The following is a 15,240-nucleotide window of genomic DNA, read 5'->3' on the forward strand; positions in this document are numbered from 1 at the left end:
ACAGATACAGGGGCGTCGCCAAGCGGTAAGGCAGCAGGTTTTGATCCTGCCATGCGTTGGTTCGAATCCAGCCGCCCCTGCCATTTTCCTTATACTCATCCAGGTATACCCTCAGCCTTCAGGTACTGCGCGTGTCCAAGATGATGGTCTTTACGGGGAACGCTAACCCCGATCTGGCTCGGCGTGTCGTACGTCAGCTGCATATCCCTCTCGGTGACATCTCTGTCGGTAAGTTTTCCGACGGCGAAATTACCGCTGAGATCAATGAAAATGTCCGTGGTAAAGACGTCTTCATTATTCAGCCGACCTGCGCTCCGACCAACGATAACCTGATGGAACTCGTCGTGATGGCTGATGCCTTCCGCCGCTCCTCAGCGACTCGAATCACTGCTGTAATTCCTTACTTTGGTTATGCCCGTCAGGATCGCCGTCCGCGTTCCGCACGTGTGGCTATCAGCGCGAAAGTCGTGGCTGACATGCTTACCGTAGTCGGCATCGACCGTGTTCTCACGGTTGATCTGCATGCTGACCAGATTCAGGGCTTCTTCGATATTCCGGTAGATAACATCTACGGCTCCCCGGTTCTGGTGGATGACATCGAAGACCAACGTTTCGAAAACCTGATGATCGTCTCCCCGGACATTGGTGGCGTCGTGCGTGCACGTGCCGTTGCCAAATCCCTGGGCGTGGATCTCGGGATCATCGACAAGCGCCGTGAGAAAGCCAATCACTCTGAAGTGATGCATATCATCGGTGACGTTGAAGGCCGTACCTGCATCCTGGTTGACGACATGGTCGATACCGCCGGCACCCTGTGCCACGCGGCCAAGGCCCTGAAAGAGCATGGCGCTGCCAAGGTCTTTGCCTACTGCACACACCCTGTGCTGTCGGGTCGAGCAATCGAGAACATTGAAAATTCCGTGCTGGACGAGCTGGTGGTGACCAACACCATCCCGCTGTCCGCTGCAGCACAAGCCTGTGCGCGTATCCGTCAACTGGATATCGCACCGGTTGTTGCCGAAGCGGTTCGCCGTATCAGCAACGAAGAATCGATCAGCGCGATGTTCCGCTAGGGCCCTGCCCTAGCCTGACATCTCGATGACGAAAAGCGCCCCGCCCCAGCATTCCTGTTGGGGCGGGGCTTTTTTGCCCATATCGCCTTTAGCGCTGGTCGCAAACGCTGGGGCGAGTGTGGTTATTTTGGAGATACAACATGAACGATTTTACTCTGAATGCTGAAGTGCGTTCCGACCTGGGGAAAGGTGCGAGCCGCCGCCTGCGTCGTCTCGCAAGCCTGGTTCCAGCTGTAGTTTACGGTGGCGACAAAGCCCCTGAATCCATCAGCATGCTGGCCAAAGAAGTTGCCAAACTGCTCGAAAACGAAGCGGCTTTCAGCCACGTTATCGAACTGAACGTTGGCGGCACCAAGCAAAACGTCGTGATCAAGGCGCTGCAACGTCACCCGGCCAAAGGCCACGTGATGCACGCTGACTTCGTACGCGTTGTTGCTGGTCAGAAACTGACCGCTATCGTTCCAGTGCACTTCATCAACGAAGCTGCTCCGGTCAAGAAAGGCGGCGAGATTTCGCACGTTATCGCTGAAATCGAAGTGTCCTGCCTGCCGAAAGACCTGCCTGAGTTCATCGAAGTCGACCTGGGCGACGCTGAAATCGGCACCATCGTTCACCTGTCGAACCTCAAGGCCCCTAAAGGCGTTGAGTTCGTTGCTCTGGCTCACGGTAACGACCTGGCTGTTGCCAACGTTCACGCTCCACGTGTTGCTCCAGAAGCTGCAGAAGGCGCTGCAGAGTAATTCACTCTGCTTGCCGGAGTTACCGGAAACATCGCGGACTGGAACGTAGCGAGAAAGCGGGCGGGAACGCGGAGTTTACATAATGGTAAATGAGCACTTGTCGTCCACTTTCGCCGCACACTCCAGTCGCGGCGATGTTATCCACAACTCCAAGGAAGGGCCCCTATCGTGACTGCCATCAAACTGATCGTTGGCCTGGGTAATCCAGGCGCCGAATACGAACAGACCCGGCATAACGCAGGGGCCCTTTTTGTTGAGCGCATCGCCGAGAAACAAGGCGTCAACCTTGTGGCCGATCGCAAATATTTCGGCCTGACCGGGCGTTTTTCGCACCAGGGTCAGGAGATTCGTCTGCTGATACCCACCACCTACATGAACCGCAGCGGCCAGGCCGTGGCGGCATTGGCCGGTTTCTTCCGCATCAAGCCCGAAGAAATCCTGGTGGCGCATGACGAACTCGACCTGCCACCCGGCGTCGCCAAGCTCAAACAGGGCGGCGGGCATGGCGGGCACAACGGGTTGCGCGACATCATCGCGCAACTGGGCAACCAGAATACCTTTCACCGCTTGCGGCTTGGCATCGGCCACCCAGGCGTCGCCAGCATGGTCTCGAACTTTGTCCTGGGTCGCGCGCCGCGCGCCGAACAGGAAAAGCTCGATGCCAGCATCGATTTTGCCCTCGGCGTGCTGCCGGATATCTTCGCCGGTGAATGGAACCGGGCGATGAAAAACCTGCACAGCCAGAAGGCCTGACTCTTATCCGAGGGGAAACACCATGGGATTCAACTGCGGCATCGTCGGCCTGCCTAACGTCGGCAAGTCCACCCTGTTCAACGCCCTGACCAAATCCGGTATCGCGGCCGAGAACTTCCCCTTCTGCACCATCGAGCCGAACAGCGGCATCGTGCCGATGCCGGATCCGCGCCTGGATGCCCTGGCCGCCATCGTGGTGCCCGAGCGCGTGCTGCCGACCACCATGGAGTTCGTCGACATCGCCGGCCTGGTGGCGGGCGCCTCGAAAGGTGAAGGCCTGGGTAACAAGTTCCTGGCCAACATCCGCGAAACCGATGCCATCGCCCACGTGGTCCGCTGCTTCGAAGACGACAACGTGATCCACGTGTCCAACAGCGTCGACCCGAAACGCGACATCGAGATCATCGACCTGGAACTGATCTTCGCCGACCTCGACAGCTGCGAAAAACAACTGCAGAAAGTCGCGCGCAACGCCAAGGGCGGTGACAAGGACGCCGTGGCGCAGAAAGCCCTGCTCGAGCAACTGATCGCGCACTTCACCGAAGGCAAGCCAGCACGCAGCCTGATGAAGAACATGAGCGCCGACGAAAAAGCGGTGATCAAAGGCTTCCACCTGCTGACCACCAAGCCGGTCATGTACATCGCCAACGTTGCTGAAGACGGTTTCGAAAACAACCCGCACCTTGATGTGGTCAAGGCCATCGCCGAAGAAGAAGGCGCCGTGGTGGTGCCGGTCTGCAACAAGATCGAAGCGGAAATCGCCGAACTTGAAGACGGCGAAGAGAAAGACATGTTCCTCGAAGCCCTGGGCCTCGAAGAACCTGGCCTGAACCGCGTGATCCGCGCCGGCTACGAAATGCTGCACCTGCAGACCTACTTCACCGCCGGCGTCAAGGAAGTTCGCGCCTGGACCGTCCGCGTCGGCGCTACCGCTCCGCAGGCCGCCGCGGTGATCCACACCGACTTCGAGAAAGGCTTCATCCGCGCCGAAGTGATCGCCTACAACGACTTCATCCAGTTCAAGGGTGAAGCCGGTGCCAAGGAAGCCGGCAAATGGCGCCTGGAAGGCAAGGAGTACATCGTCAAGGACGGCGACGTGATGCACTTCCGCTTCAACGTCTGACGCAACTTAGCCGGATCTTAGCGGAGCTTGATAGCGCTCCCTGGACGATATAACCCTGTTGAATCATAGGGTTATGGCAAACAATAGGGTCCACTGAGAGTTCCTATTGTTTGCTGAGGTCCAGAAAAGCTGGGGGTACGTTTGGGGGTATCCAAGTTCAAGAGTGGGGGTACTTTTTATCCCCCGCTCGGGAGACAAGAGATGCCCGAGAACCTGCTTACCGATCTCAAGATCAAATCCGTCAAGCCAGCCGAGCGCGACTACAAACTTTCAGATGGGGGCGGCCTGTTTTTACTGGTCAAGCCATCCGGAGGGAAGCTCTGGCGCTGGAAGTACCGGATCGAAGGGAAAGAAAACCTCTTCGCCATCGGCCCCTTCCCCAAAGTCAGCCTCGCCCAGGCGAGAACTGCACGCGATACGGCGCGTTTGCTCATCAGGCAAGGGATTCATCCCTCCCATGAGCGCCAGAACGTCAAACGACGCAATGTTGAGGAAGTCGAGGCCCGCAAACGCCAGCGGGAAGGCTCCTTCGTCAAGGTAACAAAGGCTTACCTGGCTGATATCAAGCCAGTCTTTGCTGCCAGTTCTTACCGTACCAAAGAGTCTCGTATCAAAAAGTATCTGGCTCCCAAGCTGGATGGCCTGTGCATGGACGAGATCGGCCCAAATCTGATTCGGCCCATCCTGGAAGCATGTAAGGCACACGGGGCCTGGGCAGGCATTCACGTGAAAGGCGATCTTTCAGCACTCTTTGAGTTCGCCGTGGTCCGTGGCTGGGCCGAAAACAATCCGATTCCCGGATTGCGCGGGTTGCTTCGTGCTCCCTCCAGCCAGAGCAAGGCCGTCATGACTCGTGAGCAAATCCAGGCCTTCTATAGCAAGCTGACAAGTTATCGTGGCTACCCGGAAACCACGCTGTGCTTGAAACTCATCGCCCTGACAGCCTGCCGCCCTGGCGAAGCCGCAGACGCCGAATGGGCAGAGTTCGATTTCATGGACAACCTGTGGCGTCGCCCTGCTGCCAAGATGAAGGCAAGGCGGGATCATGTCTGCCCACTTTCGGACTCGGCTGTCGAGGTGCTTCAGCAGATCAAGCAAATTTCGGGCGCAGGACGCTACCTGTTCCCGCATCGCAGTGGCAAGGGCTTTACGACGCCGAATCGCCTGACCTACGCCATGCGCGATATGAACCTTGGCCACGGCGCAACACCGCATTGCTGGCGCACAACCTTCTCGACATGGGCCAACGAGAACGACTACCGTCCCGACGCCATCGAGCGACAACTCGCACACGTCGAGAGCAACAAGGTGCGCGCCACCTACAACAAGGCCTTGTTGCTGGCAGATCGAAAGCTGCTGATGCAGGCATGGGCAGACAATCTGCGCGCACTTGAACATAGGGGGCAAAGCTAGCAGCCGCTGAGGCTGCGGGCGATTACGGCGCTCAATGCCAAGACTGTACCTTCGTCAAAAGCTTTGCAGTGCTTTCCTCTTTTCATTGATGAGGGGGCAGAGCCGCCCAGTTAGCGACAGTAAATATTGACTGGGCGGCCAGGAAAAACAGCAACCTCAATCAATCGCTCCAACAACCACTCGGCAGCATCACCCAAGCGTCAAGTTCTCCATCAAATGCTTAAGTACTTTCGCCGCTTATGGTCATTGCGGCACTTGGCCATAAAAGCACAGAGCGGACACCAACGCCCCTGTGTAATGGAGTTAGGAACCGCCTCCCAGGTGTGCCCGATGCTGCACATCCAACGCAATTTCGTTTGCGAATCGACATAGCGCTCTGAAAGACACTGACCACCGCGCGTCTGGGCCATGGTACGCATGGTGTTGATGTCACTGCGCATGCTGTTGTAATAGCACTGCCTGCACCAAGCCCCTTGCAGAACTCTTGCAGGTCCGGCCTCCCAGACATGGCCTTCAGCACAGCGCCAAGTGAGAGGCGTGACACCATTGACATAGCGGGAAGAAAGGCACTCGCCACCGCGCTTTCGGGCAACGGCTTGAACCTGCTCCAGGGTATTGCAACGCGCTTCCACAGCACAGACGGGGCACCAACTGCCGTGCTTGACACTGGCGGGCACGGCCTCCCAACGATGCCCCCTGCCACATTCCCAGAGCAACCCGCTTGCGCTATCGACATAGCGCTCGGATAAGCAGCGACCTCCCCGTCGGATCGCAACCTGCTGCATCGCCTCCAGTGTGTCGCGCCTACCCAAACGGCAACAGACGGGGCACCAACTACCCTGTTTGATACTCGCCAATGTGGCCTGCCAGCGATGCTCCTGATCGCACTTCCACTCCAGAGGCATACGACCAGAATCACAATGATTCGACAGGCAATGACCACCTCGATCGACCGCAATACGCTGTGCGCTCTCCAAGCTGCTACGCCGTTGCAGACGGGCGCATACCGGACACCAGCTACCCCGAATAACGCGGTAAGGATCAGCCATCCACTCATGGCCGAGCGCACAGCGCCAGGACAGTCGCACAGACTGGTTGCGATAGGCGTCGGAGAGACACCTTCCACCTCGCGACTGAGCCAGTTGCTGCATACCTTCAATGGTTTTAAGTGGGGGAACAGACATGCGAAACTCTGTGCCGCTCATTGGATAAATCGATTGTCAGCATCCGAAGAGGATCAGCAGAGCTGACCAGGGGCCTCTCTCCAGCATTCTTCACACGGACTAACTCTCGGCATTTCCTTTGGCGCTGCTGGCGATCAGGCTGGCACCGCAGGCGGTTTTCATTCCGTCGAGCGCCACTGGAATACCGCCGACATCCAGCGCAGCGCTGCCTTCGGCAATAGGAAACATGCCTTTGCATAAAGGGCACACGACCTTGTGCCCTACGCCTGCCATGGGCTTGCCGTTCAAGTCGGTTTGGCTGAACGCTTCAAGCACGGTTCCACCGTGACTGGTGGAGTCGCCAAGTCGAATGATGTCCATATCTGCTCCTTCTTTCCCGTTGCACAGCCAGATACATCGCCTTCGATGGACCTTGTGCCCACCGAAGGATGAGTGCTCATACATGATTCGATCACCCAGAGAGATTCCCCCTGGCGCAACAAGTACTGATGTCCGGCCTTACAACTCATCCATCCAGTTGTTCTTCGGCTTCAGGTCGGCCAGAAATTCCTCCAGGGCGTAGTCCGTTTGCACCACTGGTGGCTTAGGAATGGGTGACGCGACAGGGTTCCCCACCGGCAGCGTTTTGGGGTTCGGCTCATCGCTGCTGGCGGTCTGCGGCATCAGGTTGACCCCGAAAGGATTGCCGACTGGTTTCTTGCCCGGTGTGGCCGAGGTGATAGAAATGATCGTTGCCCGATCCTGCCGGCGCATCGGCATGACGACGCTGGTATCGGCATTCAGGTAACTGGCCATGGTGGCCAGGGCGATGCCTACAAAAGGTGAGGCGGAGCCAGTGTCGCCCAAGCGCTGAGTAAGGTCGTAGCTCTCCCGCGAGTCAAGCAAGTCGAGCGAGCTGTGAGCAACACTGAGCGCTGGTGAAAGCTCGGCCAATGGCACGCTATTCAACCCGCCGTCGTAGAACAGTCGGGACGGCTTGGAGGGCAGCGCGTCGGTGGCTTTTTTCCAGCCACTGGCCAGTTGAGCGGTCAGGGCCTCGCGCTTCAGGCGTTCGCCGGTATCGGGGCGTTGCAGCGACACAGTGACAGGCCGGTGAATCTTGGCCAGCACAGGGAGCGCATCCCATTGCTCGAAAGCGCGTTGGGTCCAGGGCTGCGGAATGAATTCCGATGGCTGGAATTCCACCGGGGGGGTACGCAAGCCCCAGCCTCGGAATTCGGGGTCGATCTTGTTGTCGTTGACCTTGGCGAATTGTGCGTAGTAGCGCAGCCATTCGACCCGTTCGGGGCGACCGACGACCATGGCAACCACTGCGTCAGTTAATTTGTCAGGCTGGCGTGGACCTGCAACAGCTCCAAGTGATCGTAATGTAACGTCCTTACTTGACAGGGCTCCCGCCATACTGATGCCTTCGACGTTATAAACCAGCACGGCAGGAAGATCTGGATTGCGTTCAAACAGTTGGAACAGGTTTTCGACCAAACCTTCGGGAGTGTCATTGCAGACAATGCCATCTTGCACATTACGAATACGATGCCAATGTAGTCCCGCATCTGTACGGTAACTGTTCACCATGCTTGTCAGCATTTCTCTGGTTTCATTTGGAGTGAAGCGCAGATTCGGTGTATTTGGGGTCCAGCCACGAACCACTGTAATGGTAGGAATTGGCCATTTTTCCAGAAAGTCCCGTAGTCCTAACTCCAAAGCATCAGCTATCCGTTTAGTCCACGCCATATCCTTGTCATCGGCAGTCTGTGGATACTTCTTCGGATCCATGGGTAGGATGCTGCCAACATGCAGAGCCTCTGGTTGCTTCGCGCTCTGCTCTTGCAACGTCTGCCAGGCCTGCCCTTGACGAAATACATCCAGGCTCATACCGATACTGAGCACATCCAGAGTTTCCAGACGGGGCGAAGTGGTTGGGGCGCGGTAACGAGCATCAGCAGACATAGCAGAAGCCTTATGAGAAGTGGTGAAGGCAGTCACGGGGGTGGCCGGGCTGGTAAAACAGCGAGTGGTCGTCAAAGGAGACTCCGCGGCCTGAACCTGATGGCTGGTCAGCAGCAGGCCGGAGAGCGCCGCGTACACAAGTGTGCGGTACATCAGGCGCTCCCTCCATAACTTACGGGGTTGCCCGCTATACGACCCGCCCGAGACTGGCTAACCACCAGAGTTGGCATGTTGTCACCAACGATGGCTGGCAGCACACCACTCGTGCGGTATCCCACAGTGGAGTCAATCAGACCACGACTTTTGGGCTCCTCAGCCCGATAAAAGTTTTGTACTTCCTCATCTGGGAGATCCGATTCAGCAGCACCCTGAGCGAATATTCCCTCATGAGATCTGCCCCAATCCAACCGCCAATCGGCCACTCGACAGAGATAGGCATAGAAAGTCGTGTCATCAACACTTTCCCCTGCGCCGATGGCCACGTCATATGCCAGCACCTGTCGGCTGTGCTCCGGGTTGTTCGGAATCGCAGAGTGAAACGACAGAGCCTCTTGATAACCCTCGCCCTGCAATCGCAGACGCGCCTCGTAGGGGGTTTCTCCACGCGTGACCAATACCTGGCCATTGCCTAATGCCCGGAATGTAAAGACGTGGGCGGTCTGTGCCGTCTCCTTGCCTTCATTAAAGGCCTTCTCGACACCGCCAGCATCACGCCCATATTGGAACGCCGTTTGCTCGTCCAGGGTTTCCTGCCGGGCATAGCGAGTGTCCGTGGCGTTCCACCCTTTGTTGCTCACACCGATGGCGGCATCGATAGGGTCGAGTTTGTCCTTGACCTGATACACACCACTGCTCGAACCCTCCCCAGGCTCGACAACGGAACCGTCCGCGGAAAAGTCTGCCTCTGCCGGCACCGGCAGTTGGGCGGCGGTCAGCATCACGCTGTCACCTTTTTTAAACTTGGCGTTTTTTATGTTTCTGGTCATCCACCCCAAACCGGCATCCTCCCAAGAAGACTCCCCCTCAAGCCTCAAGGGGTAGACATAGGGAGGAGCGTATTTGCCGATTTCTTCCTTCTGGCCATTGCGTTTGCGCAGGGTGAATACGCGCTGGTGGAAACGCAGTGGCAGTGCCGTGCGAGCAGGTAGTCCGTCGACGGTATCCCCAACGCCTTGCCAGCCGATCCCCTGGACGTTGCTAAGACCTACAGTTTGATCTTGGGGAGTGAAATACAGGTAGGTACAACCACGGTTATCCCGCTCGTCAAATGAAACGGGCTCTCCACGTATAGTGGCTTGAGACGCTGGGCCACCGGTCCAACCGGGTCCGCCAATGGCGCCGTAACCCTGGCAATTTTTCAGCGCAATACTCGACAACGCTGGAACAGGGTTCGGGGTTCCCGCAATGAACTGAAGAATGCCGTTGAGAGTGGCAATACGCGCCTGGGTCGTCTGCTGATGATTCGTCTGAAGTGACTCGGTAAATGGCTCCACCAGGCTATAGGGTGAGTTGAACATGATCACCCCATCAGCCGGCTTTATCGCGTCATCCTTGAGGAATGCATGGGCCAACAGGGTGAGCAATGTGCCCTGGCTATGTCCGACGACATTGATGGTGTCATTCGGGTAGCGCTTGCGAATGATCTTGATCAGCATGGCCAGGCGCATGGCGGCCAGTACCATATAGCGACGGCCAGGAGCAGAGAACAGCGGGTGGGTCATGGAACCGCCCACCGCGTCGATGGAAATGAAGCCGAACAGCTTGCCGTTGAAACCCTTGCCCCACATATCCGGCAAGTTGGTGGTGGCATTGGCGAACGCCCCGCCTTCCTTGGTTCCGGCCTTATCCAGACGGTTATTGTTGCGATCCAACCACTCCCCGTGAGGCTCGGTCTTTTTGATCTCCTCCTCTTCCTCGCGAAAGCCCCAATAGAACGGGATAACCACACTGCGGGTAGAGCCGCCGGTACCTGAAGCACCGAACTTGCGCCGGTAGTACACGGCATCGGGGTTGGTCGCTTTACTATCATCGTCAGTGGGCAAACTGTACCCAGCCGATGTCAGGTAACCCGGGTTACTGGCACCGTTGGGCAGGGTCTGCGGCATATCCAGCCGCTCGTTCAGCCCCTGGCAAAGACCACGCTCGATACGCTCATAGCAACCGGCAAGATCGTTGACCCCATGCACGACGATCGTCACACAAGGTTTGGGGGGAGTTGCAATCAGGTGCACGTCACCACCGCCAGGCATAGTGATGGCCTTGCCTGAACTGATTGTTCTCATCCGAACCGCATCATTCATCGTGCATTTCCTCCTTGAAGTACTGGTCTGCCCTCGACACCTGGGGCTACCACCTTATTGGGTCCGTTCAATGCTGGGCGAACGTTGCTCTGTAAACGCCTATTGGCGCACGGCCTCGAACAAAAAGGGATCACCCTGGTTTGGGAAGCGCAACAGATAACGGGCCACTCGCGTCTTGCCGTCAGACAGCAGGTAATCCACTTGCAGGCCACTTGGGTTGTTTTCCTGCTCGGGCCCCTGGTAAGTGTTGTTTGGATAGCTGAACTGGTTCTGCGGTGCTTCGCGAATGGCAGCGCAGGTTCCAAACAGGGGAGGCAAGGTGTAGAGGCGCTGCCTGTGTAGCAACAGCACCTCGGTGTAGCGATCCCCCTTGCCACTGCTGACGTACTGCATATCCAGGCACACAGATGTGCCATGGCGCCATGCCGTGACATTTTCCAGGTTCTCTGGATCGATAGGCGCGCCGCCGTTCCACTCCGGTGGAGCGAGATTGGTCACGCCACTCAACGGCCAGCGCTGCTTCCCGACGATCAGGGCTTGGCCGTCAAAGGCAACGTCGGGTATCCCCTTCGGTGGCTTCATGGCCAAGCCGTCTGGAGTGGTCCACTGGGTTTGGTCATAGCGCCGTATCGCCTGGCCCATCGAGGTGGCCCAGATGCAATTGCGCGGCGCTTCCGCGCAGGGCATCGCCAGGGCAGTCCCCGGCCCCTGAAACAGATTGCCGCCCAACGACCGGTAAAAATCGCCATAGTTGGTAAACTGAACAGGAGCGGCATTTGCCATTACTGGCAGGCAAACACTGAGCAGGGCAAGTAAAGAATGCTTGATGGGGCTCATTTGTAGTCCTTGGCACCGGTCGCCTTGATGTAGTCCGGATCGGCAGTCCAGAAGATCGTTCTGCCTATGGCCGCCGTGGAGAGATATTTGTAGGAGTAGCGGCCACGCTCGCGAGTATTCACGAGTTGATTTGTCTTTTTGTTCAGTTGGGTCCAGTAGGTGATGCGCTCCGCTAGCTTGACTTCAGTGATACCAAAGATGTTGTGCGACGCAGAGCCGTAGTGAAAGCCTGATGAGTGCCTCGGATTGGACGTTTCCTTCAAGTCCACACCATCCCACCAATACGCCCCGTTGGAAGGATCGTTTCCTCGATTGGCCAGCGCGTCCCGTGCACTCGTTACCGCACTCCGCATATCCGGATCGGCATTGATAGCCACTTCGGAGGCTGCCATCAGTTTGTTGTAACGGACGTTATTGCCTCGCGTTGCCACAACGTATCCTTTCCCCGCCTTTGAAAGCAGGCTATCAACATCAGCGGCTCCCCACGCTCGCATACGGTTCGCCACCGTAAATGCAATACCACGTACCTCTTGAGGGTTGTTGTCGATAGAGGCTTCGCCATAGCCAATGGCGGCGAGCTTACGCACCTGTGCAGTGATCGCCTCAGCCATGTTGCACCTCCGTCACAGGCCATGATTCAAGTTCCAGGACCAGATCAAAAGGAAACTCCGGTGTGCGCTCTCCCACCCCCTCCGCCATCACTTGCCCTTCGGACGTCACCTTGTAGTGATGTGGCACGGGCTTCCCTTTGTCATCCTTGAACTCAAAGAATTGCACAAAGTCCTCGTCCTCCGTGCTGGCCATTGCTCCTGCCGCGCCGCCGCTTGCCGCACCGGCCAGCGCATTCGATGGTGTTTTGTGAAAGGCCACATTGGCGATGTGCATCGCGTCCTTCTGCAGCACCTGCGTCGCTCCCTGGGCGTCGGTGACACCTTTGAGGATGTCGCCATTGGCCATGGTGATCTGGTAGGGAATGTTGGCCATCGGGGTCTTACCATCGAGTTGGTTCACCATGAACCGCCTCTGAGTATCCCCCACCTTGAACTTCGGTAGCTCAGCAGCAAGGCTGGCCCCGCCGAGCATGCTGTGTTTGGCGGCCTTGACCGTGAAATTACCCGGCATGCCCAGCTCAATGTTGCCGCCCTTGAGGGTGAGGTAGGCACCACCACACATCAGCGTGATGTGTTCCTTGGCGGATACCAATACGTGGTGGTTGCTCGCGCTGACCTCCACGCTCTGGTCCGCCTCCAGACGGATGTTGTTCTTCTGGGCCTGCAACAGCATCAGCCCCTGGTGGGAGATCTGGCGCATCTCGCCGCTTTGCGCGAACAGCCCGAGGTCGGTGCCGGCGTTGACCACGAATTTCTGCCCCGATGTGAGTTGCTGGTTCTGCTGGGCCACGCTGTCGATATGCTCGCCGGCCGCCAGCGTGACACTCTCGGGGGACGCCACAGCAATACCGGCCTGACCACTCAGGGCGATAGCGGGTTGGCCGCCATTGCTCTTGTTCGCTTCGTCGTTGGCGCCATGCCCTAAATCACGAACCGCTTCACTGAGGGCTTTCTGAGGATCAGTGTCGTGATCAACGCCCTGGTTATCGGCGGCATAGTCGCCCAAACCCTTGGCCAGTTGCAGGGCAGCCTCCAGTACCTGAACGACAGTGCCACGATTCAGATGACCGCCACTGGCATTCAGTTGTTCTTCGGTGCTGAGCAACAGGCCTTTGGCCGCTCGCAACGCACCATGTTCGTCGGTACGCAACTCGAAACCTTCACCCCGTGGCGCACCACCGTCGGGACGTGGGTGGGTCAGATACCCCAGGTGCAGCGCGGTACTGCCGTGATCGCTCATCAGCGCCGCACTGATTTCCTTGGTGGTGTCATCGATACGCAGTTCGTTGGCGCGGCTGCCTTTGTATTCCTTGCTCTTGATGGTGCTGAGAATCTTGTGATTCGGCAGTTGGTACGGCGGCATGTTGCTCGCACGGTAAGTGCGGCCGGTGATGATCGGTTGGTCACAGTCGCCATCGAGGTAGTCGACTATGACTTCCTGACCAATACGCGGGATTGCCATATGCCCCCAGTCGGCACCGGCCCAGTTCTGCGAGACCCGGACCCAGCAGGAACTGAAATCATTGTTCTTGCCTTCCCGGTCCCAGGGGAACTGGACCTTGACCCGGCCAAACTCGTCGGTGTGGATCTCCTCTCCTTCCGGGCCCACCACGCTGGCAATCTGCGGCCCATCGATACGGGGCTTGGGCAGAGGTACCGGGCGCCACTCTATCTGCTCAGGAATGATCTCGGCGGTGAAGTCGTAGCTCACGCCCATTTCGGCATCGGCGGACTCTTCCTGCTGGCTGGCGTGCTGTACACCTCGGTGGGTAATTCGAACTGATCGCCACCAGCGATTGAAGTCTTGCCGAGGATGACCCGTCAACTGGAAGGAAAGGCCCGGAATCAAGCGTGGATCATCACCTTCGACCATTGCGACCTGCGCGTCCTGACGGTGACCCCGCAGGCGGTTTTCCGTGAAGGGTTTGCCGACCGCGCTGGCCTTGTAGCGCCCTGGATAATCGTAGCGTTCATAGTGCGGAGCCTGCTGTTGCAGGTCTTCGCCGACAAAGTGCTGTTGCTGGTCGAAAGCCGGTCGTTTGAATGTGTAGTCACGCTGGGTCTGCTCGACCGTGCGGACGTTTTCCGTGTAGCTGAACGCATACAGTACGGGCCGTTCAGCGTCTCCGGCCGGCTGCGTGCTGTACAGCACCGGATCGCCCTGGATGCGCTCCTGAACATAGAGCTTGTCACTCTGGATCAGCGTGTGAGAGGTCGCATCGGATTTGAAGTAATAGAACAGGCCTTCTTCTGTAGAAAGCCGATCGAACCAATACAGGTCGGTATCCCCGGCCTGAACGCAGTACTCGCGAGGCAGGTGCTCGGTATGGATGTTTGGCTGATAGTCCAGGATGCCGTGCTCGGCCAATACCGATTTGAGTATGTCGGGCACGCTTTTCTGCTGGAAGATGCGCCAGTCGGAACTCAGGCTAAGCCGTGAAAGCTGTGGCTCGACCACGACACGGTAACGTGTGCGGCGGAACCCTGTTTTGCCCTGGGTGAAGCGGGAGACCATGCCATGGACATGACGGACAGCCGTGGTGCCTTGCCAGATGGTCAGCAACGCCGGCTGATCGAGGACCTGGGCAAAATCGATATTGGGGTTGCTGCTGGCCAGCTCGAGCGTCAGCCGATAAGGCTCGGAAATAGCTTCTTCCAGGGTGAACTCTACGACCTCGAACTCCATCCGGCCGGACAGCACGGAGAAGGTGAACCTCAAATCCCTTTGGCGCATATAACTATTCCCTAGTCAAAATCGCAGTCGTCAAGCAAAGAGACAACCCAGGAAAAGCCGAACCAGTGACCTGGGAAAGCACCAATACCTTGCGCTGCCGCTATTCCAGTTTTTCCAAGTAGCACGACCTATTTTGCCGTCAGTAGCTTTTTCTCTTCCTGACTGATTGTGCAGTCCATGCTATTGGAAATCTGCCAGGCCTCAGCCCGATCACAATGGCCCTGAACAATATGGCTGGAAGGACGCTAGCAAGTTGCGTTTGAAATGTATGTGGGAATTGTCTGAAAATTGATGGGAATTCAGAGCGGCTTTCTCATCGCTCCTATGGGCGTGAGTCTCTGTGCACAAAGTTCAACGAAATTCTCTAGCTTTTAGTTGCTTGCTTAAATTGCCCTGTGCAATCCTTGCGCCGCGCCGCACATCGGCGCCGGGTGTGAGAACCTGAATTTGATACCAGCGGGTCGCGTTATGGCGATCCGTAGGGCAGACGCTCGCGTCTGGCCGGTCTGGTATCAGCCGGTT

11 protein-coding genes and 1 tRNA gene are annotated in these 15,240 nt (G+C 57.5%); 6 read left to right on the plus strand and 6 right to left on the minus strand.

Translation table 11 applies throughout. The features are described 5' to 3' along the window. Positions 1-8 precede the first annotated feature (8 nt). The 6 genes from PVZ78_RS14130 to PVZ78_RS14155 all read left to right on the plus strand — a co-directional run bounded on the left by PVZ78_RS14130 (position 9) and on the right by PVZ78_RS14155 (position 5,102). A tRNA-Gln gene (locus PVZ78_RS14130) sits at positions 9-83 on the plus strand. Between the two features lie 48 nt (positions 84-131). Beyond that, a complete protein-coding gene (locus tag PVZ78_RS14135) occupies positions 132-1,073 on the plus strand; it encodes a ribose-phosphate pyrophosphokinase (RefSeq protein ID WP_003171603.1) in 942 nt (313 codons plus the stop codon). Positions 1,074-1,213: 140 nt separating this feature from the next. Then, complete coding sequence (locus PVZ78_RS14140; RefSeq protein WP_009050792.1) at positions 1,214-1,813, plus strand: 50S ribosomal protein L25/general stress protein Ctc; 600 nt, start codon at positions 1,214-1,216, stop codon at positions 1,811-1,813. A gap of 168 nt (positions 1,814-1,981) precedes the next feature. Continuing rightward, positions 1,982-2,566 (plus strand): aminoacyl-tRNA hydrolase, encoded by a 585-nt coding sequence (pth, locus tag PVZ78_RS14145; protein WP_273828839.1) that lies wholly within the window; start codon positions 1,982-1,984, stop codon positions 2,564-2,566. A 22-nt stretch (positions 2,567-2,588) separates the two neighbouring features. Then, a complete protein-coding gene (ychF, locus tag PVZ78_RS14150; protein ID WP_009050794.1) occupies positions 2,589-3,689 on the plus strand; it encodes a redox-regulated ATPase YchF in 1,101 nt (366 codons plus the stop codon). A 201-nt stretch (positions 3,690-3,890) separates the two neighbouring features. Further along, the gene (locus tag PVZ78_RS14155; protein ID WP_273828840.1) at positions 3,891-5,102 is read left to right on the plus strand and encodes a tyrosine-type recombinase/integrase; all 1,212 of its coding nucleotides are present in this window, start codon (positions 3,891-3,893) and stop codon (positions 5,100-5,102) included. 1,283 nt (positions 5,103-6,385) lie between these two features. On the opposite strand, the gene PVZ78_RS14160 is transcribed toward PVZ78_RS14155, so the two are convergent. The 6 genes from PVZ78_RS14160 to PVZ78_RS14185 all read right to left on the minus strand — a co-directional run bounded on the left by PVZ78_RS14160 (position 6,386) and on the right by PVZ78_RS14185 (position 14,718). Next, a complete protein-coding gene (locus PVZ78_RS14160) occupies positions 6,386-6,646 on the minus strand; it encodes a PAAR domain-containing protein (protein ID WP_273828841.1) in 261 nt (86 codons plus the stop codon). 138 nt (positions 6,647-6,784) lie between these two features. After that, the gene (locus tag PVZ78_RS14165) at positions 6,785-8,389 is read right to left on the minus strand and encodes a type VI lipase adapter Tla3 domain-containing protein (protein ID WP_337960404.1); all 1,605 of its coding nucleotides are present in this window, start codon (positions 8,387-8,389) and stop codon (positions 6,785-6,787) included. Further along, positions 8,389-10,536, minus strand: coding sequence for a T6SS effector phospholipase Tle3 domain-containing protein (locus tag PVZ78_RS14170; protein WP_273828842.1), 2,148 nt, complete (start codon positions 10,534-10,536; stop codon positions 8,389-8,391). Before PVZ78_RS14170 ends, PVZ78_RS14165 begins: the two co-directional genes overlap by 1 nt. A gap of 99 nt (positions 10,537-10,635) precedes the next feature. Further along, entirely contained in the window at positions 10,636-11,373 is a 738-nt protein-coding gene (locus tag PVZ78_RS14175; protein WP_273828843.1) for a hypothetical protein, read from the minus strand. Next, positions 11,370-11,984: a hypothetical protein gene (locus PVZ78_RS14180; protein ID WP_273828844.1), complete on the minus strand. Its 615-nt coding sequence runs from the start codon at positions 11,982-11,984 to the stop codon at positions 11,370-11,372. The genes PVZ78_RS14175 and PVZ78_RS14180 overlap by 4 nt, the downstream gene beginning before the upstream one ends. Then, complete coding sequence (locus PVZ78_RS14185) at positions 11,977-14,718, minus strand: type VI secretion system Vgr family protein (RefSeq protein WP_273828845.1); 2,742 nt, start codon at positions 14,716-14,718, stop codon at positions 11,977-11,979. The genes PVZ78_RS14180 and PVZ78_RS14185 overlap by 8 nt, the downstream gene beginning before the upstream one ends. Between the last annotated feature and the right edge of the window lie 522 nt (positions 14,719-15,240).

The sequence above is a fragment of the Pseudomonas sp. SBT1-2 genome (genome assembly GCF_028640875.1).
Classification (GTDB): Bacteria; Pseudomonadota; Gammaproteobacteria; order Pseudomonadales; family Pseudomonadaceae; genus Aquipseudomonas; species Aquipseudomonas chlororaphis_I.

Bases quoted from the DNA above. Each gene is read 5' to 3' on its own strand.
- PVZ78_RS14185 (WP_273828845.1), bottom strand. From the start codon at position 14,718: ATGCGCCAAAGGGATTTGAGGTTCACCTTCTCCGTGCTGTCCGGCCGG.
- PVZ78_RS14175 (WP_273828843.1), bottom strand. From the start codon at position 11,373: ATGAGCCCCATCAAGCATTCTTTACTTGCCCTGCTCAGTGTTTGCCTG.
- PVZ78_RS14140 (WP_009050792.1), top strand. From the start codon at position 1,214: ATGAACGATTTTACTCTGAATGCTGAAGTGCGTTCCGACCTGGGGAAA.
- PVZ78_RS14160 (WP_273828841.1), bottom strand. From the start codon at position 6,646: ATGGACATCATTCGACTTGGCGACTCCACCAGTCACGGTGGAACCGTG.
- PVZ78_RS14170 (WP_273828842.1), bottom strand. From the start codon at position 10,536: ATGAATGATGCGGTTCGGATGAGAACAATCAGTTCAGGCAAGGCCATC.
- PVZ78_RS14155 (WP_273828840.1), top strand. From the start codon at position 3,891: ATGCCCGAGAACCTGCTTACCGATCTCAAGATCAAATCCGTCAAGCCA.
- ychF (WP_009050794.1), top strand. From the start codon at position 2,589: ATGGGATTCAACTGCGGCATCGTCGGCCTGCCTAACGTCGGCAAGTCC.
- PVZ78_RS14165 (WP_337960404.1), bottom strand. From the start codon at position 8,389: ATGTACCGCACACTTGTGTACGCGGCGCTCTCCGGCCTGCTGCTGACC.
- PVZ78_RS14180 (WP_273828844.1), bottom strand. From the start codon at position 11,984: ATGGCTGAGGCGATCACTGCACAGGTGCGTAAGCTCGCCGCCATTGGC.